At 41.1% G+C, this 21,712-nt stretch carries 18 protein-coding genes and 1 pseudogene; all 19 read right to left on the bottom strand.

Annotated features, from left to right (window positions below; translation table 11 throughout):
* Nucleotides 1-200 precede the first annotated feature (200 nt).
* Complete coding sequence (locus LZG72_RS17780; protein ID WP_233875544.1) at nt 201-1,298, bottom strand: glycosyltransferase family 4 protein; 1,098 nt, start codon at nt 1,296-1,298, stop codon at nt 201-203.
* A 47-nt stretch (nt 1,299-1,345) separates the two neighbouring features.
* On the bottom strand, nt 1,346-2,341 hold the full coding sequence (locus tag LZG72_RS17775) for an NAD-dependent epimerase/dehydratase family protein (protein WP_233875542.1): 996 nt from the start codon (nt 2,339-2,341) through the stop codon (nt 1,346-1,348).
* Nucleotides 2,338-3,564, bottom strand: coding sequence for a glycosyltransferase family 4 protein (locus LZG72_RS17770; RefSeq protein ID WP_233875540.1), 1,227 nt, complete (start codon nt 3,562-3,564; stop codon nt 2,338-2,340). The genes LZG72_RS17775 and LZG72_RS17770 overlap by 4 nt, the downstream gene beginning before the upstream one ends.
* 148 nt (nt 3,565-3,712) lie before the next feature.
* The gene (locus LZG72_RS17765; RefSeq protein ID WP_233875538.1) at nt 3,713-5,923 is read right to left on the bottom strand and encodes a glycosyl hydrolase family 28-related protein; all 2,211 of its coding nucleotides are present in this window, start codon (nt 5,921-5,923) and stop codon (nt 3,713-3,715) included.
* A gap of 230 nt (nt 5,924-6,153) precedes the next feature.
* Nucleotides 6,154-7,440 carry a right-handed parallel beta-helix repeat-containing protein gene (locus LZG72_RS17760; RefSeq protein WP_233875536.1) on the bottom strand — a complete coding sequence of 429 codons (1,287 nt, stop codon included), beginning with the start codon at nt 7,438-7,440 and terminating at the stop codon, nt 6,154-6,156.
* A 154-nt stretch (nt 7,441-7,594) separates the two neighbouring features.
* On the bottom strand, nt 7,595-8,572 hold the full coding sequence (locus LZG72_RS17755) for a class I SAM-dependent methyltransferase (RefSeq protein WP_233875534.1): 978 nt from the start codon (nt 8,570-8,572) through the stop codon (nt 7,595-7,597).
* Between the two features lie 12 nt (nt 8,573-8,584).
* Entirely contained in the window at nt 8,585-9,718 is a 1,134-nt protein-coding gene (locus LZG72_RS17750) for a hypothetical protein (protein ID WP_233875532.1), read from the bottom strand.
* Between the two features lie 11 nt (nt 9,719-9,729).
* Nucleotides 9,730-10,707 (bottom strand): EpsG family protein, encoded by a 978-nt coding sequence (locus LZG72_RS17745; protein WP_233875530.1) that lies wholly within the window; start codon nt 10,705-10,707, stop codon nt 9,730-9,732.
* Nucleotides 10,708-10,850: 143 nt separating this feature from the next.
* Nucleotides 10,851-11,654 (bottom strand): glycosyltransferase family 2 protein, encoded by an 804-nt coding sequence (locus LZG72_RS17740; RefSeq protein WP_233875528.1) that lies wholly within the window; start codon nt 11,652-11,654, stop codon nt 10,851-10,853.
* Nucleotides 11,655-11,666: 12 nt separating this feature from the next.
* A complete protein-coding gene (locus LZG72_RS17735) occupies nt 11,667-12,797 on the bottom strand; it encodes a glycosyltransferase (RefSeq protein WP_233875526.1) in 1,131 nt (376 codons plus the stop codon).
* Nucleotides 12,779-13,675, bottom strand: a complete 897-nt coding sequence (locus tag LZG72_RS17730; protein ID WP_233875523.1) for an NAD(P)-dependent oxidoreductase — start codon at nt 13,673-13,675, stop codon at nt 12,779-12,781. The genes LZG72_RS17735 and LZG72_RS17730 overlap by 19 nt, the downstream gene beginning before the upstream one ends.
* A 17-nt stretch (nt 13,676-13,692) precedes the next feature.
* Nucleotides 13,693-13,842: pseudogene (locus LZG72_RS29475) on the bottom strand (acyltransferase); the annotation flags it as partial.
* Nucleotides 13,843-14,294: 452 nt separating this feature from the next.
* Nucleotides 14,295-15,593, bottom strand: a complete 1,299-nt coding sequence (locus LZG72_RS17720) for a lipopolysaccharide biosynthesis protein (RefSeq protein ID WP_233875520.1) — start codon at nt 15,591-15,593, stop codon at nt 14,295-14,297.
* Entirely contained in the window at nt 15,563-16,477 is a 915-nt protein-coding gene (locus LZG72_RS17715) for a glycosyltransferase (RefSeq protein ID WP_409017716.1), read from the bottom strand. Before LZG72_RS17715 ends, LZG72_RS17720 begins: the two co-directional genes overlap by 31 nt.
* 3 nt (nt 16,478-16,480) lie before the next feature.
* The gene (locus LZG72_RS17710; protein ID WP_233875515.1) at nt 16,481-17,854 is read right to left on the bottom strand and encodes an NAD(P)/FAD-dependent oxidoreductase; all 1,374 of its coding nucleotides are present in this window, start codon (nt 17,852-17,854) and stop codon (nt 16,481-16,483) included.
* Between the two features lies 1 nt (nt 17,855).
* Nucleotides 17,856-19,166, bottom strand: a complete 1,311-nt coding sequence (gene rfbH, locus LZG72_RS17705) for a lipopolysaccharide biosynthesis protein RfbH (RefSeq protein WP_233875513.1) — start codon at nt 19,164-19,166, stop codon at nt 17,856-17,858.
* 36 nt (nt 19,167-19,202) lie between these two features.
* The gene (locus LZG72_RS17700; RefSeq protein ID WP_233875511.1) at nt 19,203-20,099 is read right to left on the bottom strand and encodes an NAD(P)-dependent oxidoreductase; all 897 of its coding nucleotides are present in this window, start codon (nt 20,097-20,099) and stop codon (nt 19,203-19,205) included.
* Complete coding sequence (gene rfbC / locus LZG72_RS17695) at nt 20,099-20,638, bottom strand: dTDP-4-dehydrorhamnose 3,5-epimerase (RefSeq protein WP_233875509.1); 540 nt, start codon at nt 20,636-20,638, stop codon at nt 20,099-20,101. Before rfbC ends, LZG72_RS17700 begins: the two co-directional genes overlap by 1 nt.
* Entirely contained in the window at nt 20,631-21,710 is a 1,080-nt protein-coding gene (rfbG, locus tag LZG72_RS17690; protein WP_233875507.1) for a CDP-glucose 4,6-dehydratase, read from the bottom strand. The genes rfbC and rfbG overlap by 8 nt, the downstream gene beginning before the upstream one ends.
* Nucleotides 21,711-21,712 lie beyond the last annotated feature (2 nt).

Below are 21,712 nucleotides of genomic sequence, written 5' to 3'. Positions count from 1 at the left end.
TTAAGAATGTGCACAAGTGTGTTTAACACACAAGTTTAGGTATAAACTTTTAGAAAATGAAACTACACCTTCATTAAAATATATAAGTTTTTCGAGATTGATGGGTAAATGCCTACTTATTTCGTATTTGGCTATTAGCGAAAAAAGCACCTTTTAGTTAGTTATATATAACAAAAACCAAACTTTTACACCGCAAATCCTCAAATCGCATTCAGTTGTTCAATTAATGATTCTGAATAAATTTTTACGTTTTCAAATTGTTTTCGGCTAGCCTTTGACAAAGATGAATACAAGATTGGATCTCTTATTACCTGCTCCACTTTTGTCAGAGACGGTATCCAGTTCTCCTGGTTTTGAATATCAATAAAAATGGCATTTTGCATATCCTGGGAGTAATTCGGAATTTCTCCTACGGGTGTTACAATACAAACGAGCCCATTTTGCATTGCCTCTGCAACGCTCATTGCCATTCCTTCCCTGGAACTAAGCTGAATCAGAAAATGGTAGTCGTTCATCACTTTTGACTGGGAGTGATACAACTCTCCTTTGAAGTGAACCTGATCAACGAGGCCTTTTTGATAGATATACTCCACAAGGCCTTGTTCCGTACCTTCCGGTTTTCCGTAAATGTCAAGGCTTACATTGTGACCTTTGGAACGCAGGTAATGGATGGCATCAATTGTTTTTGGCAGATTTTTGACTGGATTGATCCTGCCCAAAAACATGATTCTTATTTCCTTAGGATCAAGCTCACGCAACTCCTGATTTATGTTCTGTGCTTCCAGGCAGAATGAGACAATTTGAATAGGGGCACGTGGCCGGATTTTTGATTTTACAAAATCAGCGGTAGCTTTTGAATCGACGAGGACATGGTCAGCGATTTTTACGGCCATGGAAGAAAACACCCGATTCAAAATATGTGTAAAACCCGCGCTATGGATAAATGAGAAGAATTGTATTTTCCTCTGAAATGATTTTACGATAATACCGATCATGGAGGCTCTCCAAAGCGAGCAAATCATGATGTCGGGATTAAATTTGAAAACAAAAGAAATGATCCCGAAAACTGCAAACGGGTACTGATACAACGGGTAATCAAATGCATGTAACCGACTTTTCTCATCCGGGGTCAACGATGCTGTAATCCGATCGTTAATTTTCCCGAGGGCGATCACCTGCAAGTCAAACTCTCTATTTAACCTGGGAATAGCGGACACCAGCGCAACTTCAACACCGCCAATTTGTATACCATGGAGGATATACAATACTTTTTTACGGCTTATGCTGGATCTGTTCACTGATCAACTCAGATTTATTTGATAAGATAGGAATCGGCAACTCGATGTTAACATTGATAATAATTCCTGTACCAATCTACAAAAAGCGTAACTCCGTTTTCGATTTTGGTTTGCGATCGGTAGCCGGTAGTTATTTCAAGGGCTTCTGTGTCTGCCCACGTCGAAACAATATCGCCGGGAACAATGTCTTTGAAATTCAGTTCGGCTTTTTTGTCAAAGGAATTTTCCAGGCATTTTATAAAATGTAACAGGTCAACAGGCTGTCCATTCCCAATGTTGAAAATTTGATAGTTTTCGGTCAAACCTGTATTAATAACCGCGTAGATACCATCAACAATGTCAAGTATGTACGTGAAATCCCTTTTCATATTGCCGTGATTATAGACATTAATCGGTTTCCCATTCTGAATTGCATCGGCAAAAAGAAATGGTGCCATATCCGGACGCCCCCACGGTCCATAAACCGTAAAAAAGCGCAGTCCGACGGTTGTAATGTCATACAAGTGACTGTATGCATGCGCCATCAGCTCATTACTTTTCTTTGATGCAGCGTAGATGTTAATGGGTGTCTCCGTCTTTTGCCTGGTGGAAAACGGCTGTTCCGAATTTAGTCCGTATACGCTTGAACTACTGGCATAGATCAACTTTTTGGGCTTGTGTAGCCGGCAACATTCAAGCACATTGAAAAAACCTTCAATATTGGACTGCAGATAGCTTCTTGGGTTTTCCATGCTGTACCGGATTCCAGCCTGAGCTGCCAGATTTACAACATAATCAAAGGCATTTTCCTCAAACAATTCCAACAGCCGATCGAAATCAAGCAGGTCTATTTTGAGGAACCGGTAGGTTTTCTCCGCGTTTGTGTAATCGATTTGTTCTTCATTGATAACGATGCCGCAATCTCGTAAACGGTTATGTTTGAGCTCAATTGAATAATAATCATTGATATTGTCCAGTCCAACTACTTCAACCTTAGCGGCTATTAATTTTTTTACCAGGTGATAACCTATAAATCCCGCTGCTCCGGTTACTAAAACTCTCATTCGCTATACAATTTGACAATTTGACTGAAAACAACTTCTTCCGAGAATTCATCGACCGCCAGTTGTCGGCTTGATTCTCCCATTGCCTTCCAGTTTGCTTTTTGTGATACGATTTCCTCAACACTTTGCCTGATTGCGTCGATGGACCTTGGTTCAATGAGAAACCCATTCTCTCCAGACTTCACTGTAAGGTTGCAACCAGGGACTGTCGTTGTTATAATGGGCAGTCCGCAAGCCAAAGCCTCCAGAATGCTCCTGGGAATTCCCTCCCGATAATAACTGGGCAGAATGAAGACATCTGAAGAATCAAGGTATTTTTCCACGTCTGATTTCCGTCCCAAAAAGCGGATAACCTTGCTGTTTTTATAGCGATCTATAAACTCTTCCGAAACTGCCCGGGGGTTTTTTATGTCCGGATCACCAATAATAAGTAATTCAATATTGGATTTGATCGTTTCCGGCAGCGAGTCGAAAGCCTGGGCCATTTCCGCAATTCCTTTTTCCCAGATCAGACGGGTTGTACAAAGAAAAACGCTTTTGTCATTCTCTGATCCGACTTTATTCCTTGGATGAAATGTTTCAATGTTTACACCACTTCCCTTTACCACTTTGATTTTATGCCGGAAATGCTCCTTGAAGAGAAAGTCGTCGAAGTCGTCAGGGTTTTGAATGATGATGAGATCTGCTCTAAGAAACTGAAAAAAGAACAAAACCCTGAATGCAATTTTTATAAGCCTGTATCTGAATGATTTATTGGCGAATGCGATACCGAGGCCGGCAATATGAAGTACTACTTTTTTCTTAGTGAAGATGTTGGATAAAACATTGATCAGGTTGGGAATGAACTTGAAGGAATGGATCAGATCAATGTTATTTTTCTTAGTGTAGCTCTGGACAAACAGAATTGTTGATATTAAGTTAACCAGATTGGTGTTGTCTCTCTCAAGATTGGAATGCTGAACCTCAAATCCTTCCTCTTGAATTAATTCAGTGTATTTATCAGCTGGTAAAAGCACTGAGACGGTGCAACCCTCTTTTTGTAAATAACGGGCAAATGGAATGCGTGCCTTGTAGAAATCTTCTCCATCATGGGCGAGGAGAAGTACTCTTTTATAACCGAGTTTTGAATTGCCGTGGTTCAGAATATCAGCGGGATTAGAAAAACTAGAAGTACTTTTTTTGCCGGATACAGGAGTTGCGGTTATGAGTTCTGGTTTATCCATCAGGTATGTTAAGTGTGCTTGAATCGTAAAGTTAGCAATTTTGGTGTAGGGAGCTGTAAAAATTACCGGATAGATGACACATCATCCTTAAAAATAAGAGATCCGTGAACTGCCCACGGATCTCTTATTTTAGGATAACAGGCTTAAATTAGGGTTGAACTGTCCATGTGCCAGACATCTCCGCGATAAACCAGGAGTTGTCCAGTTGCTTGCGGAGCCGTAATCGACTCCCTACCACTTTGCTGGATATATATTTACCATTGACTGGTGATAGCGGGACAATGTTATCTGTTGCATTTGGGATTATATTGATGGTATAGGGTGACCGCACCTCCACGATCAGTTCAGGAAAGCCAGCATTCACTTTACCCAATGTCAAGTTCCGAGTTGCGGTAGATAATTGATTGGTATAGAATGTCTTGAAATAAGTGTAATCCGCAATACTATTACCATTCCCTAATTCATGAGTCAAGGTTTTATGGCGATCGGCGAGTTCAAGCTCAACATTCGCAATCATGTTATTTGTCGGATAAAATGTATTGTTATCATAAGTCGCCCCCACTTTGATAGGATCTATGATACTGCAGTTTGTGACTTTATTCGTAGTAGCCCAGTCCCTGAAGCTGTAGCCACTTCGTATCAACTTGGTTGGCCTGGTATCCATAATCTTAGGGTTCAAAATGTGCACATTTCCGATGTAGCTGTCGCCACCGTCAGTTGCCTCTCTATGGATATAGAATGCTGCTCCGGCTGTTGGGGATGTGCTAGCATTGGTATTGCAATTAATGACAGTAGGGTTAATGAGCATAACTGCGCACGCCTGATAACTCCAGTTTCTTGAAACGAAACCACAAAGCTTCGAATTTTTCCAAGTTGCATTTTCAATCATGATCGATCCAGGTAACGGCCCTGGTGCCCATGTGACAAGGCAGCCATACATACTTCCGTCATCAACGTGATTGGAAACCACAATATCAATAATGCGATCCGAACCAACGAGCGCGCCAGGCCCGATCATGACACCTGGTCCACGATTCCCACCGGTTTTGGGGTTTGAGATCCGGATACCTTCTAATCGGTTCTCAAATCCATTGGCTTCCACATTTAGCCCTCCTTGGGGTCCCTCGCCACCTGTGTTTGTGAAAATCGCGTTAACAACATCGACATTTTTCCCAGTAGTGAGTGACATACCGGCGCGTCGGTTGTTGTCGGCACTTACATTTATAAATTTGATATTTTCAGAGACTTTTCTTACACTGCCTGCACCGATATAAAATCCGTCGCCACCACTATCGTTGGCAGCCATTCCCTCAATAACGGCATTCAAAACACCTTCAAGAGAGAAAATATGCCTCCATTGCCCTGATGGGTAATTTTCCCTACGGTCCCTAAATGTCACACCATATCCCCGGATGATGATGTTTTCGACATCGTACATGTACATCATCTTCTCACTTGTTCCCAAGTTCCCCATTCCCTCTACTACAGTGCCTTCTTCAAAAGTCAATGTGCTGTTGCTTGGAATCCGTATCGATCTTACCCGGTAAGATGCCGTTGCCTTTGGAAAAAAAACGTTTCTGTATTTTGCGTTGTTCAGCATCGCCTGGATGGCGGCAGACTGGTCGTTGACCCCGTCACCAACAATGCCAAACCACCTTACATTTACTGCGCCGTCGTATACTCTTTCATACCTGCGCCCGGAAGAAACGATTGTCATTGCACCATCGTCAGCCATTGTTGAAGCCGAATTATATCTGAATAGCCCGTGCCGTCCATTGTCAGTAATAAAAACCGCTTCATTGGCATCAGCAACACCAGACCTTAGCTGGGCCATTGTCAAATATGGGACCGTTCCCAAAGCCTGTATCAAAGCAATTCGCGCCCCTTCCTCCGAAGAGTTTACTTCCTGATCGTTGGTATTGAAGTTCAAGCGGGCGACTTCGATAAATGTACTTTGAACGTCAGCTTTCTTGTGACTTCTTAATAGTTGAAAGAAACCGTTTCCCGAATTTCGAGAGAACTTACCCTTAACGTTATATGTGATAAATGGCTTGGTTGATGATAATTCTCCACCTGAGAAATCCGTGAAGTTTCCACCAGTTTGCTCAAAACCATCAGGCAGGATAAGCTTTAACCGAAAAGAATTAGACCCCTCGAAAATAAATGCGGTGTTGGCTGGAATGTTCATATAAGCAGCCTTAATTTCGATCTGAAACTCCTCGTTCAACCCGATCTGAGTCGCAGTTGTTGTCATTGAGAACTTGATAGGGTCGATTTTTGGATCAATTTTAGCTGCGAGAAGCGGCATATTGATAAGAATGACCAGGAGTATATAAAGGTGTGATAATGTTGTCTTCACGTTTTTCTGTAGAAATTTAATTACATAGAGGTAAAATTAAATAATTTCTACAAATAAGTATTACGAAATGTAGTTATTTATTCTATGAGACATGTGAAATTCTTTCAACATTGTGTAGGTGCAGCTTTGTGCTGATTGAAGCACATTTTTGAATTCAACAGGAAAATTTTAAGGAGACAAGACAGGGGATTGGCTGATCATTGTTCATCCCATAAGAAATGTATATTCAGTTAATTGATTTTAACCTTATTGCTCAAATTACCACTGCTGATGAGCGAGTTGATTTCTTTGTTTTGCTGTTTATTTCTCACGTTATAGGTCGCTCCCCGATGGACAAGCTTCAGGTTGCTCAGCGTATAGGTTACGCCGCCTTTGCTCTTTTCGTTGTGGCCATGAAAAAAGTAATAGTCGTATAGATCCTTCTTGGTGTTACGGATAATTGTAGGATTAATGATTTTAAATGTTCCGGTCAGATCCTTGGTGTCAAACCCCTCCATGCTTCCGCTTGCTACATCGAATGAGGCGCCATAGCAGGCAGGGTCATCGTTATAATCTTTCCATTTATTGATTACCACATCCACCTTGTTCGGACCGCACGTATTTTTGAAATAGATGGCGTAGAAATTTGTAGTAGCTAGAACGGGACCCAGATTATTTCTTGTCTCAAGATTATAAAATCGGCAGTTAATGTATTTGCTAGTACAATCGTTCGGTTCGAAGGAAAGCGCAGTCTGAGGTTTTTGGACTTTTTCCTTGGTTTTTTCGCCGGTACCTGATATGTAGATGTTTCTGAAATCTCCATTAACAATGCCATTGACCAGCATCCCGACTCTTGTTGCGTTTGTGATCCTGGCGTTATTAATGGTAATATCCTCGCTTTGCTTTTTCCACTGCACACGAACGGTTATTCCATCTCCTGAATTTTGCGAAATTTTGGCATTGGATATCAGCACTTTTGTCGGCGCGTACATGGCAATTCCAGCGCCGTAGGGAGAAGTGATATAATTCGGGTTCGCTTTACTTCCAGTCAGTTGGATCCCATCAATAAACACATCCTTGACATCCCAGGAAATAAATACCATGTAACCATTGGTTTTCATGTCCTTGGGGCATTCCAGGGAACTTCCTTTCGGGAAATAGAGCCTGTTGCCGGAACTTACTACCAGGTGGCTTTTGTAGCTTGGAAATGACTCGTCATACCCAATTGTAAGTTTGTAGGGAGGGAACTTAACGTACTTGTGTTCCTTTAAAAATTTATTGATGTAAGGGGAATAATTGAAGTCCTCGACAATCTTTTGGTTGTTAAGACTTTTCAGATAAGGCTCAATCTCCACACCGTATCTGACTACGCTGTCTCTTAACATCTTTTCTCTGTCGATTGCCTTTGCGTGGGAAAGACCAACTATAAAGAGTACTAAAACGGATGCAACTATCCTCACCATCATATCATTATGTAAAGCAATTTGCTGGATTGCTGTTAATGTAAATACCGGATGTCTGAAAGAGGATTGGAGCAAATTCGAGCAATTTTGAAGATTACCCGGGTAGCTTTATTTGTTTGAAAAGAGGTTTGACTATACTTATCCAACGTGAATTTTAGGCATTGAAAAGTGCTTAGATCAAAAGTCTTCGAATGCCAATTTAGGGAAGCATGGTTAGAAATGAAAACGGTTAGTTTATTTTTTCTATATAAAACGATCCCGGTTCTCTGTCTTTTGTAAGTCGTGGGCACTTCGCGAGAAGCGCATCGTAGTGGTTATGATGAAGATAGTTGAGCGCTGCAACGATTTTCCAATCCTTGTTCGAAATAAGAAAAGCTTCAAGGAGATATTGCTCATTCCACAGCCTGACTTCATCAATAACCCATTCCTTGAGATAATCTTTTGGGCTGAAAATATCATGAATGTGAACGATCACTCCCTTTTTTAGACTTGGCAGCAATTCTAGAAATTCATAAAGAACATCGCCCTGCGGTCTGATCATATGACTAGAATCAATAAACAGAAGGTCATTTTCACCAAGCTTGTCAAAAATATCGGGACTGACATCTTCCACCCGTTTCCTTATAATTTCGATCCCTAACTTTTCTAACCAGGGCATTTCGTATGGTTCTATACAAATGTGCTCACACTGGTAGGACGGAAGTTCTTTTTGATTCTGCGCAATTGCCAACCTTGCGATTTTGGTAGAATTTCCGCTGCCAATTTCGATAATGATCCCAGGCTTTTTTAGTCTGATGATATTGTATAAATATTCCGCGTCACCGGAAAGGAAGGATTTGTTGTCAAAATGAAAAGTCAGATCGTCCTGGTATTCATTTGGAATTGCGCTGAATTCCTGTGAGTAGTTAAATGACCTCAACGTGGAAAGCTGCTCAGGGACATTCCAATCAATACCACGGATATCGCGGTCGTTCGATAAAGGCCGTTTGAGATGTTTTTGGTTGAAGAGCGGCTCATAATAATGATCTCTGATCGGAATTACACCAATTCTCAACAGTATTTGCTTGGTGAAGATCAGATACTTGAAACCAATTCGCCTTACCAAGAGGAAAAGGAGGGCGGAAGGTATAATGAAGGGTATTAGTAATAAATCAAATAATGTGGAGGTGTAAATAAATTTGATAGACCTTTTTAAAATTTTCTTCATTTAAAATCTGGGTTACGTAGATAGTTGGTGAAGTAACTTTTCAGAACTCATTAGTTCGTACTTCAGTTTTCTGATATTGTCAACATATTTATAATAATCTTCTCCCAAAGCTCTTGACTTGATTACCGACAGGATGTATCGGTTCAACGATTCAGGATCTTCAAAAGGAACTCCAATTCCTCCTGCAATTTCTGCGTAATAGTCGAAATAGTCATTGCGGACATAAAGCAATGGAATTTCCGCATTTACTGCATCCCAGAATGCGCCGCTGGGACAAAGTGAATAATGTGCATTCTCATAGTAAAAGACTGCGAAGCTTGACTCATTGATGAGTTCATTGGACTCTTCCCGTGTTAGTATCTTAAAATCTTCCTTATAAGTCACATGACCGTTGAGGTGATCCTCCATATTTTTTAAAACTCGGCCACAGATATTGAATTTACAAACCTCACCATATCCCAATTCGGACGCTTCTGAAGCTATTTTAAAGAGGTATTGCGTATTCTTGGATAAGGTAGCGACTCCGAGCGAGGAAAACACGATTGGGTTATTCTCCGGCAAAACTGTTTTTCTTGGTTCAAACGGGTAGGGGTGATCCATAATAATGCAGGACTGCTGGGAGAAGCTGGGCATAACCTCCATGAGGTTGTTGTAAATGCTGTTACCAAGCAGGATGTATTGAACATTCGGCTTAACGATAGTCAGCGCACGCGTTTGGAAGAAACCCCATATCTTGTTGAGAAAGTGCTTGTTGAACTTAACAGACTCAAGTTCTCCGTGGATGACGATCCGGACGTTTAACTGGTCAGTATGGAATTGTTTGAAAAGAAAGTGAGCAAAAGGATGTAAAAGTAAAATATACATCTGGGTCACATTTTGCTTTTTTGCCTGCTGTACAATCTTTGATAAGTGCCTGAATTGGAGGTATGCACGGATAAATTCGTTTATCCCACCACGTTTTTTATATATCGTGGCATCACTGAACTGAATGTTGCTAAGACGGTTTTGAAGAGCGGACCGGTGAGATGGATCACAAAAAAATGTGAGGGAGTCATTGATGTATTTCAACTTCAGCAATTCTACAAACGAAATGTTGAATTGCTCATGTTGGGACTCAGCTGACGCAACGTCAACAATGTAAATCATGTGATTAATGGTTATTGACTCAGAATAGTCTTGTAAGGAATGTAAACTTCCTCATCATCTCTCACGAATGTCGAAAACTTCAGAAACGAAAAGGCAAACAAAATCAGAATGATGACGACTTTGTACGATCTTTTGGCTTGGTAATACGCCATAGGAAGCAGAATAATCTGAAAGATATCATAAGGCCGGGCGAGCCTGCTGAATATTAAATTAATTGGGGAGAAAATGGTGTAAATGATAATGCCGAACACGTATATGTTGAAGACCCCATTGTAAAAATCATCCTTTTCGGTACCGTATTTTACAAAACCTATCACAATCAGAAGAAAAAGGAATCTTCCCGATAAGCCCTTTGCCAGGGTAGTATATGGGTTTTTTGTAGTTTCCATACCCATTTCCAGATAGGTTTCCGCCTTATTCTCTGAAACCATCGAGCCGAATGTCTGCATGATCGTCTCAGACATCAACACACACACAATTACCACGACAACGATCAATATGGTATTGAGGACGGTCCATTTAAAATTGTACAGGAAATAGGCGGGGAAGAAGATAAGAGATGAGTTGTGAATCAATGCCGCAAGAACCATAATAATGGCAAACTTGTAGAACTCCCTTTCCTTAATGAACATAATTGATAGGAAACTTAGCGCAATCGCCAGATCTTGCCGGACTCCGAATCCACTGCCAACCAAGCTATACGAGATCAACAGAAAAAGAGAGAATAAAGGAAAAGGGCTATATTTAAATAGTGTGAAGTAAGTGGTAGAAACGATAAATATGGCACAAAAGAACAGAAATGGGGTGGGGTCAGAACTTACCAGGGTCTTGAAGGATCTGACGAGAACTTCATAGCCAATCTCCATTCCGGAGTTTCCAAATGGCCGGTTATCAATCTGTGTGAAATAATACAGGTAATTACCCCAGTCGGTTCCGGTATTCCAACGCAAACCTGCTATCAAGATTACTATAAATCCTATGGTAGCCATAAGAAAAAGAGTAACTATTCTCTTTCTGCCCGCTAAAAAAAGCTCGAAGTTAGCCAGCAGAAAAAAGTTGAGATATAGAACTAAATAAATTGCCATGCCTGAAAAATCCGCTTTCTGAGATTTGTTATTGGAGTGATAAAGTTCTAGTTTTTCCCGACAAGCTTCTTGAGCCGATCTTTTCCGTTGATTCCGACCACTCGGATTAGAGTATTAGTCAGAATCAGCTTGATGGCGGATATGTGCCAGGCCAGCGGGGGAATCGACTTATAGATTTTATTCTTTATTTGTGCCTTCCGGGTATCTTTAAGCAAAGCGATTTTACTTGCACTATGACTGATCCCGCCCGCCCGCATTTTAGCAATCAAAACGGGAACAAACTCGGCGTCATGATCTCTTAAATGTCTCAATAAAAAGTCATAATCTCCGGCTATTTTAAATGAAATATCAAAGCTCTCGTCTTCGAACAACGTCTTTGAGTGAAATGTAGCCTGATGCGGAAAACACATCGCGACATTTCTAAAACGGAATTTGGACTTCTCCCATTCTGATCCGACAATCATTTCATCACCGATGGGATAGACAACACGAACCTGCCCGTAAACGATCAATGCGTTTGTTTTGGCCAAATAGGGTACTGCCTCGGAAATCGCTGTTTCGCTGATCAGAAAATCATCGGCATTTATAAAAATGATCCAGTCGCCGGTAGCCGCTGCCACCCCTTTATTCATTGCATCATAAATCCCCTTGTCCGGTTCGGAAACCCAATAGGCTAAATGACCCGAAAACTTCTTGATTATGTCAGTGGTGTTGTCGGTCGATTTTCCGTCGATGATAATGTATTCAATGTTGGCATAGGTTTGCGAAATAATGCTACTTATCGTATGCTCTATATATTGCTCGCCATTCCGGACGACTGTGATTATTGATATTTTGGGATTGAGATCCATATAATCAATACATTAATTTAGAAGCGCATTCAATATATTCTCTGAAAAGTGTCGAATGTTTTTCGAATAATCCGTCACAACTTTTAGAGGCTCTGCTTCCACGTTTCTTTTGATGATCGCAGCCAGCTCGGTAGCAGAAGAAGGGTCGAAAAAGCTGCAGTTCTCGCTTAGCTGTTCCCGGTGAACTGGTATGTCACTAAGTATGATAAATTGGTTCATTGCTTTGGTGTCTTCTACCACAGTGCTCCATCCCTCAAACAGGGAGGGCTGAATGATCGCGCGGGAGTTGTGCATGAGGGACAACTGCTCACCTCTGTCAATAAATCCTAAAAACTTTACCCAGCGCTGAAGTTCGTTTTCCTGAATGTAATTGTCCAGTTTTTCGAAGTAATCCTTATTCCTGTAATCATTCTGACTTCCGGTGAAGACGATGGTGAAATCGAGATTATCAATTTTTAGCAAATTGATCGCTTCCAGGATGATCATATGGTTCTTATGTGCCCAAAATTGATTTGGGGACATAAAATAGACACCTTGGATATCAAACTTTTTCCGAATTTCGGAGATCTGCAAATGCTTGAATTCGGGAAGTAAGCTTGCAAAATGCAGCAATCGGAGCGTACAATTGTGGTTGGGAAAGAATTTCTGAAAATCGTTCATCGCGTCGTTGCTGCTGAAAACCACTTTGCCACCACTACCAGCGATCGTGGCCTGGTATTCTTTGCGTTTTACGATTTCCTCCTCCTGAAACATATGAGGTAAATACCACTCCTGAAAGTCTGGAATCCAGTGAATCTGTTTTTTTCCAAGAAATATGTACTGGTTATACGGATATACTGTCTCAGGAAGACGAGAATAAAATGCTGACTTTCCCGTCAAAATCCGCTTTAACTTCAGATATGCTTTAACAAATAGATTGGAACTGCTGATCTGGCAATAGCTGATATATGGATACTCAAGTGCTTTAATGTCTTCTACCGGAGCGTCAAATCCATGAAATATGATCAGTTCGGGTTTCTCACGATCATCCAGAAGATCCAGGGCACGAATTAAATTTAACATGTAAATAATACCGCCTGCCCAAACTTTATACGTGGAAAAGAAGAGCAGGCCTATCTGTTTTCTTACAACCGGCTGATCCATAAATAATATTTTGATAGTCCTTCCTCTAGTTTGACAGATTGCTTATAACCCATAGCATTTATCAGCGACACATCTGCCTGCCAGTTTAGGGGATCCCCTTTTTTTACCTGTCCATTGAAGGTAACATGTTTTTCAACGTCAAAGAAAGAATAAAAGGTAGTGACCGCATGATTGATGGTAACCTCTTCGCCATTTGCTACATTAATAGTCTCTCCTTTAAATGGAGTCTTTTCGAGGCAACAATATATAGCCTTGCAAACATCATCAACATGAATGAAATCCCTGGTTTCAAGACCAGTTCCGAAAAGCTCGATTTTGTCTGCTTTCTTCGCTTTTTGAAAGAGATCCCAGAAAAGCTGCTTTTTTAGTCCGTTGCCAAAGGCGGAGAATATCCTCAACGAACAGGTAGGAACATTATAGTAGGTTGAAAAAGACAAACAAATTTCTTCGGCTTGTGCTTTATGAATCCCGTAAGGTGAAATTGGCTTGCACGGAAGGATTTCCCGGATAGGCAATGTAGATGGATTTCCATACACAGCGGCACTTGACAAGTTGATGAACTTACAGTCCGGCTGACTTAACCGAATAGCATCTAAAAGTTTAACGACATTATAAGTATTCAGTGTGAAATCCCTGAACGGATTTTTGAGCGAATCTGGTACACTAGCTGCTCCGGAACAGTTAATGCACGCATCAAACACATTATTTTGAAAAATGCTGTGATAGTCTGCATTTGTCGAGTCAATTAAAAAGTAGTTTTCTTTTTCATAATCCACTACAACATCACATTCATACACGACCGTTTCTTGTTGCGCTTTCAGAAATGTTACTAAGTGGCTTCCGATAAAGCCTTTTGAACCTATAACCAGTATTTTCATATATTATCTCTTGTGTACTTCACTACTTTTGCTGGATTTCCGGCAACTACCGACCAAGGTGGTACATCCTTGGTAACCACACTTTTAGCCCCCACTACGGCTCCTTCTCCGATTGTAACGCCTTTCAGGATCGTCGCGTCAAATCCAATCCATACTTTGTCCTGAATGCTAATAGGCCTGGACTTGACCTTGCTCCAATCTTTGTTCACAATCATGTTGCCAGTGTGCTCAATAAAATCCTTGTAGCATTGTGTATTATCGTTCTGCCTCTCTTCCCAATTAACAGAATGCGAATCGTGATCATAAATGGTAATCCCCCACGCCATTGTCACATCGTTCCCGATGGTTATCCCGTTCCGGCATATAAAATTCGCAGAGCCAATTTGGACATTGTTGCCGATCTGTACCTCACCGCGCTCGGATTCGAAGATAAAGTCAGCATTTATAATACAGTTTTCACCTACTGTGACATAACACCTTTGTTCTTTACTAGTCCTGAAAAAAAGTTTGATCCCTTGTGGCTGCATGAAAGTTCCAGTACCAATAGTATACAGATAGTCGGGTAGCCGCCCAAAGGTGTACTTATATTGGATTTTCCGGATCAGTTTCAAAAGGAATTTCATGCTTCTACTCTGTTGGGTCTGGTTAAGTGTAATGCCATGCGATGACAAATTATCAATGCAGGTATGGATAAGATTCCGGACACCAAAGGAACAGTACCAAGTCCGGTATTATGATTAAAACCGAGTTTTATTAATGGATAAATCAGCATGATATTGAGTATTGCCAGAATAACCTGAGGCATTACCCGCTCAAAAGCATTCATAAACACGGCGCCCGCATAAGCAATGGATTGAATGGATACCATAAATGAGAATGGCAAACAATCCTGCATGTTGATGGTGATGCGATTATTCGTCCAGATTGAGATAAAGAAAGGTGCAACAAACATGATAGCGAATGCGCCGCTTGAAACAAACAGGGATATCAGCAATAATCTTTTGTAGGTCTGTCTCAGTTTAACAAAATTTCCGGTCGTTTTCTGAAAAACAATTTCGGACCAAAAAACGGAAATAATCATATTGAAAAACGTCATGTATAAGTTATACATTTTGTTGATAGTGTCGTAATGAGCTGTATCCGTAGGAGTTAAGTTAGAGTAAACATAGTAGTTACCCATAGAGAAGAGTAATAATGTACTGATCTGAAGAACGAAGAATTTTGCACCGGTGACAAGCGTGCTGTCAATAACCGGTTTTGTCCATAACTCCTTGATTGACGGCACTTCGATCGTCGATTTTGTAAAGGCGATATATACGCACACTCCATTAACGATGGAATTCACAACACTATACCCAATTGCAATGTGTCTCAAGTTCCCTTCATCATCCATGTTTATGATAACGAAAACGAACGCAGCCCATAGTACTGCTCTTAATAAATTGATGATCGCAGTATAATGAACGAACCGCAACCCCTGCAACACCTGATTACTAACACTGAAAGGAAAATAGATAATGTAGGGGATATAAATAATCAGGGACAACGTTTTGTAGTTACTGAGTATGGGGTTGTTGAACAAGGTGTAGACAAAGAAAATTGTAATCGCTACAGTAATAATGAGATAATATTGGAAAGTATTCTTGAAGTATCCATTCAATTTTTCTTTATCCTGATCCGCCAGAAATTCCGTAACCCGATTCCGAAAGCCATAACCAATACCAAAGTCCGAAGCAAGTATCCAGCTCACCAGAGATATTAGCGTGACCCAAAGTCCATACATATCCTTATTTAAATATTGTATCAACAGCGGAACCATCACAAGACTGATTACGGAAGTGACGATTTGGCTAATGAACGAAATGGATAGGGATTTCCCAGCTCTTCCTAACTTTTCAATACGGTTTTTAACAGACATTGGATTATTTTTAACTGGGTCTTCAAAGTCGCCTGTACAGGAAATCTGTACTGTTTCAGAAATGAAAGCGAATTTCCGATCCCTTTTCCCTGTTTTTGAATTGTGTTTAGACCCGAAAGCAGGTTCAGAGCGATTACCTCGCTCGTATTGGTATTGATCTCATTAGCGGAAAAACCCAGTCGTTCCAACTCGTTCCGGATTTTTGATTGCCACAGAATCACTTCATCCATCCATTCTTTGGTTGCACTGAAATTGTTGGTAAAACTCTTCTTCCAAACTCTATATCCAGCTACAATTTCAGGAACAAATAACGACCGGCCATGAATGAGCGCCTGCTGTATAAAATCACTGTCAGCCGCAGTCACCTGAAACCGGTTATCGAGCCCGCCAACCTTTTTATACAGGCTTTTTTTGAAGAAAACACTGATCAGCCGGGCATCGACACCATATTTAAACACCTGATAACCATCCGGAGCCCTTTTTTCTGTCAGCGAAGGTACCTTCCATTCCCCGGCTACAACGCCATTTTCATCGATATAGTTATGACCAAAAACAATTATTTCAGCGTCAGGAAACTTCTCGATATTGCTAAAAAACGATGGAAATGCGTTCTCGTAAAATACATCGTCATCGGACGCAAGGCAAACCCACTCTGTATCAAGATCATCTATTGCTTTCCTCCAGTTCTCAAATATGGGGATTACATTTTTGGTACCATGAAATTTACGGTCACCAAACTCATGTTTAAACTCATTTGAAGTAAAAAGTCCATTATCACTGATCGAAACCTCTATGTCTGCTGGTATAGTATTCAATAGCGTTCGTAGGTAATCCTCTCTGTTATAAGTTGGTATAGCAATTCCTAGTGTGTTCGGTTTTCCCATTTGTCAGTCAGAAAAAGTATGAGATAAATTTTCATGTATCCACTTTCCTCTCAGAACACAATCATCTGTCCAGTAGTATTTCCACTGCCCAAATCGTCCTGTCAGGATTAGAGATCCTAAATTGACTTTGTTTTTAAACTTCGTTTCCCAATTGGTCATCGGCGCCAGATCGTCTTCTTCTCTCACCAATCCGTACTGTTCCAGCCAGTTAAAGATCTTGTTTTGGGCTTCCTCTCTTTGATGATCAAAAATAACATTGGCCCATTCAACCCATTTGGTATGCGTCGATTCGATGTTACTGAGAGATTTAATTAAACCCATTTCAACAAGTTCCGCGCAAACGGCCGAGACGATGACTGAAATGTCCTCAGTCAGCGGAAGATATTTCGAAAAGTACACTTCTACCTGAACGCCGGTTTTTCCCTCCGGGCCATTGTTTGGCGATAGAAGTTCCGTACAATTGATCCTGGTACTGTATTTATCTTCATCATAAACATAAATCCAGTTTTCGGCTCGCTGTGTAACATGATTTGCAACAACGTTAACCAAAAGCACGGAAGAGCAATTCAGTTGTTCTGATGCCGCTTTTATTTCAGCCGGTGCATTACTTTTTTGAATGAGCGTCGGTAAGGGCAGAGAGCTTACTAAAATCTCATAGCTAACCGAATTTCCATTCACAAATTTTATCGTCTTTTGCTCAAAATCAATCGCCTCCAACTCGTAATTCGCCTGAAAATTGGCAGTAGAGATCATTTTCTGCGCAAACGAGACATAGCCGCCTCTTTCGGGGTAGCGGACTTTCTTAATGTAATGCGTCGATTCCGGCAGTGGCGCCAGGTAACCTGCTTTAACCTGATCGATATTGGGAAGGAACATCCTATCACCAACCCAGCTGGTAGCCAGATTAGACGCGTCAGTAGTCCAGTATTTGCGGGTGTAAGCAGCCGGAAATGTACTTGCAAAAGTTTCTCCCAGCGAAAAGTTCAGCCAATCACCGTAGTTCCGGGGTTGAAGTTTTTCGTCAAAACTGTTTTGAATATTCAGGAAATCAGAAAGGCAAGCATCTCGCAGTGGCTGGGGAACCGCAAATAGATTTGTCTGTGCGGGATGCGGTATCCAGGATCCCCTGAAATAATTTCCAGTATGGACTGGGTATTCCAGATATTCATTATCAGTATTGAACTCAAACAGACTCTTTACATACGCCTGGCTGGTGAACGAAACATGAGGTCCCTCGTCCCAGATAAAGCCGTCAATATGTTCAGAATGTATGTGACCGCCCAAATATGCATTTTTTTCATAAATCAGATAATCGCCCTTTAAATGATAAGCAGTGCTTATCCCCGCCAGTCCGCCACCTAATATTGTTACAGACATATTATAAGTTTAGAATGTACTTATTAATCGTGGCTCCGATATAATCATAATGTATCTGATTCAATCCTGGCCAAACCCCCAGCCAAAAAGAGTCATTCATGATGGTGTCTGTATTCGTTAAATCACCAATTACGCGATGTTCAATCCCTTTATAAGCAGGTTGACGAAGAAGGTTACCGGCAAATAACAGGCGGGTGCCTATTTTGTTCTCTTCAAGGTATTGCGTTAAATCACTGCGATTTATCGGACTTCCTTTTCTGATTGTTACCATAAAGCCGAACCAGCTTGGATCGCTGTGGGGCGTCGCTTCATGCAGGATGAAATGTTCTTTGAATGGTTCAAGAGTTTTGTACAGAAGTGCGTGGTTTTCTCTTCTTTTTGCAACAAATTGGTCAGCCTTTTTCAACTGGCTTAAACCAATGGCCGCCTGCATGTCTGTTACTTTCAGGTTGAAGCCAATGTGTGAATAGGTATATTTGTGATCATAGCCATAAGGTAAATCACCTAGCTGCCATTCGAAACGTTTTCTACACGTGTTATCCTTGCCCGTTTCGCAATAGCAATCCCTCCCCCAGTCACGAAAGCTCTCAACAAGCATTTTTAGTCTGGGATTGTTGATCAATATAGCTCCGCCTTCACCCATGGTAATGTGATGTGCAGGGTAAAACGAAACCGTGGCCAAATCCCCAAATGTACCCGTCTTCCGGTTTCTGAAAGTCGCTCCGAGTGAATCACAATCGTCTTCGATTACCCAGAGATTATACTTCTTAGCCACTTCCATCACAATGTCCAGGTCAAATGGATTTCCCAAAGTATGGGCTATCATAATGGCTTTTGTTTTGGCGGAGATTGCCTGCTCTATCAATTCGGCCTTAATATTGTATGTAGGAATGTCAACATCAATAAAAACTGGGACAGCCCCATATTGAATCAGCGGATTTACGGTGGTGGGAAAACCAGCCGCAACGGTTATCACTTCATCGCCAGGTTTTATTTGGCGGTCACCCAGTTTTGGTGATGTCAGCGCGTAAAATGCACAGAGATTGGCTGATGACCCCGAATTTACCAGAACAGACGATTTCGAACCGAAGTATTTAGCAAATTCATACTCAAATTTCTTGCCAAATCTACCAGTGGTCAGCCAGCCATCCAGGACCGAATCTACACCCATTAAAAGGTCTTCGGCATCGAGAACCTTACCCGTAACGGGTATATAATCCTCTCCGGGAATCACTTCTCTCCTGGTATTTTGGGATGCGATGCCAAGCAGCGAAGCGGTTAAAGATTCATCTAAATTTTTATAGACTGACATGAAAGACATTTATTAATTGATAAGAAACTAACACTTTTACAGCACACGTTTAAGTTGCAATAACTTCCTTAACCCATCTTCGATACCGATTGCTGGCTTCCAGCCAAGGTTTTCGTATTGCGAAATGGGAGACATAGAAACTACGGTATCCCTTTCCCGATCCCTTTTTGCTCCCCAGGTAACATTCAGTTTTTTCCCCGTCACACTTTCTAATATGCCCGCTAACTCACGAAGAGAGGTTGATGCTCCGGTCCCGAGATGTATAATTTCCTGATTATCGAATTGGTCTTCGGCCATTAACAACTTATTTAAAAAATCAACTACATCATTGATATGAATAAAATCGAGCTTTTGCTTGCCGGACGATAGTTCTATCGGGTGTTCACTTGAAAGTGCATCGATTAAAATATCTATGATTTTCTTTTTTGGTTCCAACCCGCCATAAATCGAATAAGGAACTACATGAAATGTTTTGTACCTCCCCACCTCAGAATAATATTTTAGTATACTTCTGAACGCGTGCTTCGTCGCCGAATAAAGATAGGTCGGATCATAGGTGTTTCCTTGGTTATGATACTCAGAAAAGCTGCCTACATTGACAAATAGCCTGATATTCGTATCCCTCAGTGAATCTAACAAGTGTGTGCCGAAAGAGATGTTCGACTCCAGTAGTTCGTCAATTACACTTTCATCGTGAGAGCTAGTTAGATATGAAGCCAAATGTAAAACCACCTCAGCATTGTAATCTTTAACTGACTGCTTGATGTTGTCATCATTGAATATAAGTCTGCATTTGGGGTGATAAAAAAAGGAAGGGATAGCACTCTTCATCCGAACCATCAAACCAATGCTTTCGATATCCTCATTTTCAATAAGCAGCGGTACTAATCCTACGCCAACATTCCCAGTGGCCCCTGTAATTAAGACTTTCATCAGAATGGAGTTATAAAAGCCTGAAATGTTGCAAACTCTTTGTCTCGGTTTGAAATGAGAGGCTGCTCTATTCCCAGCCATTCAAATCCAAATGAGTCCCATAAAATTCCTGAATCGGACTCAGGTTTGTATATGGTTGATACATTGTAAACTACTGTTGCATTGTCGGTTAGAGCCATAAATCCATGAGCACAACCCTTGGGGATATACAGTGAGTCTGACTCTCCATTTAAATTCACAGAGATATGTTGGCCATACGTAGGCGAATGTTTTCGGATGTCTAAAACGACGTCTAATATGCTTCCGTTTGTAACGTACACTAATTTTTCATGCTCATCTGGCGGAAGCTGGAAATGCATACCTCGGATAACATTCTTCTTTGAGGTAGAATAGTAACTTTCTTTGAAATCGGTTTGGAGGTTATATTTTTCAAATGCAGACTGATTGAAGGTTTTCACGAAGCAGCCTCTATCGTCTACTGCTATAAAATTTTTCAAAAGATAAACCCCCTCAATTTCAAGTGGCAGTATGTTAATCATTTTGCTCCTGGAAAGCTTTTACTTGTTCTCCTATAAAATTATCATTACCCTCTAAATCATTTTTATACCATTCCACCGTCTTGTTGACAGCTTCCGAAGCATTGTATTTTGGCGTCCAACCCAGCAGATTTGTGGTCTTATTTATATCTAATTTCAGAAGGCCAGCTTCGTGAGGTTGATCAACAAGTTGAGTTTTTTTATAGGATCCTGATCCCCAGAGTTCAATGGCCAGATGTACCAACTCTTCAACAGTGAGATTGTCTTCGGGATTAGGGCCGAAATTCCAACTTTCAGAAAAGCGGGTTGGATTGTCGGACAACTTTGCACCTAAATGCAAATATCCGCCAAGAGGTTCTAATACATGCTGCCAGGGACGAACCGAAAGAGGATTTCGGACACTGACGGGCTCGTTTTTTGATAAGGCCCGAATGATATCAGGAATTATTCTGTCTTTTGACCAATCCCCGCCGCCAATTACATTACCTGCTCGGGCACTGGCTATTCCTTTTCCATGCTTGCTATATTCAGAAGTATTAAAAAAGGAATTTCGAAAAGAGTTAATTACCAGTTCTGCGCAGGCTTTGCTCGCACTGTAAGGATCATACCCGCCTAAGACATCGGTTTCACGGTAGGGGTAATACCATTCTTTATTCTCATATACCTTATCCGTGGTCACAAGAATTACAGAACATTGCTTTTTTAAATGCCTGACTGCATCAAGAAGATTGGCAGTCCCTAGTGTATTGACAGCAAAAGTCTCGGACGGAATCTCGTAGGAGAGTTTAACCAACGGCTGGGCAGCGAGATGAAAAATGAAGTCTGGTTCAAAGGATAGAATTTCCTGGCTTAATTGCTCTCCGTTGCGAATATCACTGATTATAGAGTGACAAAGAGAATTACCATGGATTTTGTGATAGAGATCAAATTCGTTCAATGGTGGTAAAGAGTACCCCTTTACCTCTGCTCCCAACATGTGAAGCCAATATAAAAGCCATGAACCCTTGAAACCGGTATGTCCCGTTAAAAAAACCTTCTTGCCTTTATAGTAATGTGTTAAGTGCTGATAGTCCATTT

This window comes from Dyadobacter sp. CY323, from assembly GCF_021390245.1.
GTDB lineage: Bacteria > Bacteroidota > Bacteroidia > Cytophagales > Spirosomataceae > Dyadobacter.
This window is presented reverse-complemented; position numbering and strand designations above follow the sequence as displayed.

Bases quoted from the DNA above. Each gene is read 5' to 3' on its own strand.
- LZG72_RS17735 (WP_233875526.1), bottom strand. From the start codon at position 12,797: ATGGATCAGCCGGTTGTAAGAAAACAGATAGGCCTGCTCTTCTTTTCC.
- LZG72_RS17715 (WP_409017716.1), bottom strand. From the start codon at position 16,477: ATGGGAAAACCGAACACACTAGGAATTGCTATACCAACTTATAACAGA.
- rfbG (WP_233875507.1), bottom strand. From the start codon at position 21,710: ATGGACTATCAGCACTTAACACATTACTATAAAGGCAAGAAGGTTTTT.
- LZG72_RS17730 (WP_233875523.1), bottom strand. From the start codon at position 13,675: ATGAAAATACTGGTTATAGGTTCAAAAGGCTTTATCGGAAGCCACTTA.
- LZG72_RS17710 (WP_233875515.1), bottom strand. From the start codon at position 17,854: ATGTCTGTAACAATATTAGGTGGCGGACTGGCGGGGATAAGCACTGCT.
- LZG72_RS17740 (WP_233875528.1), bottom strand. From the start codon at position 11,654: ATGGATCTCAATCCCAAAATATCAATAATCACAGTCGTCCGGAATGGC.
- LZG72_RS17720 (WP_233875520.1), bottom strand. From the start codon at position 15,593: ATGTCTGTTAAAAACCGTATTGAAAAGTTAGGAAGAGCTGGGAAATCC.
- LZG72_RS17750 (WP_233875532.1), bottom strand. From the start codon at position 9,718: ATGATTTACATTGTTGACGTTGCGTCAGCTGAGTCCCAACATGAGCAA.
- rfbH (WP_233875513.1), bottom strand. From the start codon at position 19,166: ATGTCAGTCTATAAAAATTTAGATGAATCTTTAACCGCTTCGCTGCTT.
- LZG72_RS17700 (WP_233875511.1), bottom strand. From the start codon at position 20,099: ATGAAAGTCTTAATTACAGGGGCCACTGGGAATGTTGGCGTAGGATTA.
- LZG72_RS17770 (WP_233875540.1), bottom strand. From the start codon at position 3,564: ATGGATAAACCAGAACTCATAACCGCAACTCCTGTATCCGGCAAAAAA.
- LZG72_RS17775 (WP_233875542.1), bottom strand. From the start codon at position 2,341: ATGAGAGTTTTAGTAACCGGAGCAGCGGGATTTATAGGTTATCACCTG.
- LZG72_RS17745 (WP_233875530.1), bottom strand. From the start codon at position 10,707: ATGGCTACCATAGGATTTATAGTAATCTTGATAGCAGGTTTGCGTTGG.
- LZG72_RS17755 (WP_233875534.1), bottom strand. From the start codon at position 8,572: ATGAAGAAAATTTTAAAAAGGTCTATCAAATTTATTTACACCTCCACA.
- rfbC (WP_233875509.1), bottom strand. From the start codon at position 20,638: ATGATTAACATACTGCCACTTGAAATTGAGGGGGTTTATCTTTTGAAA.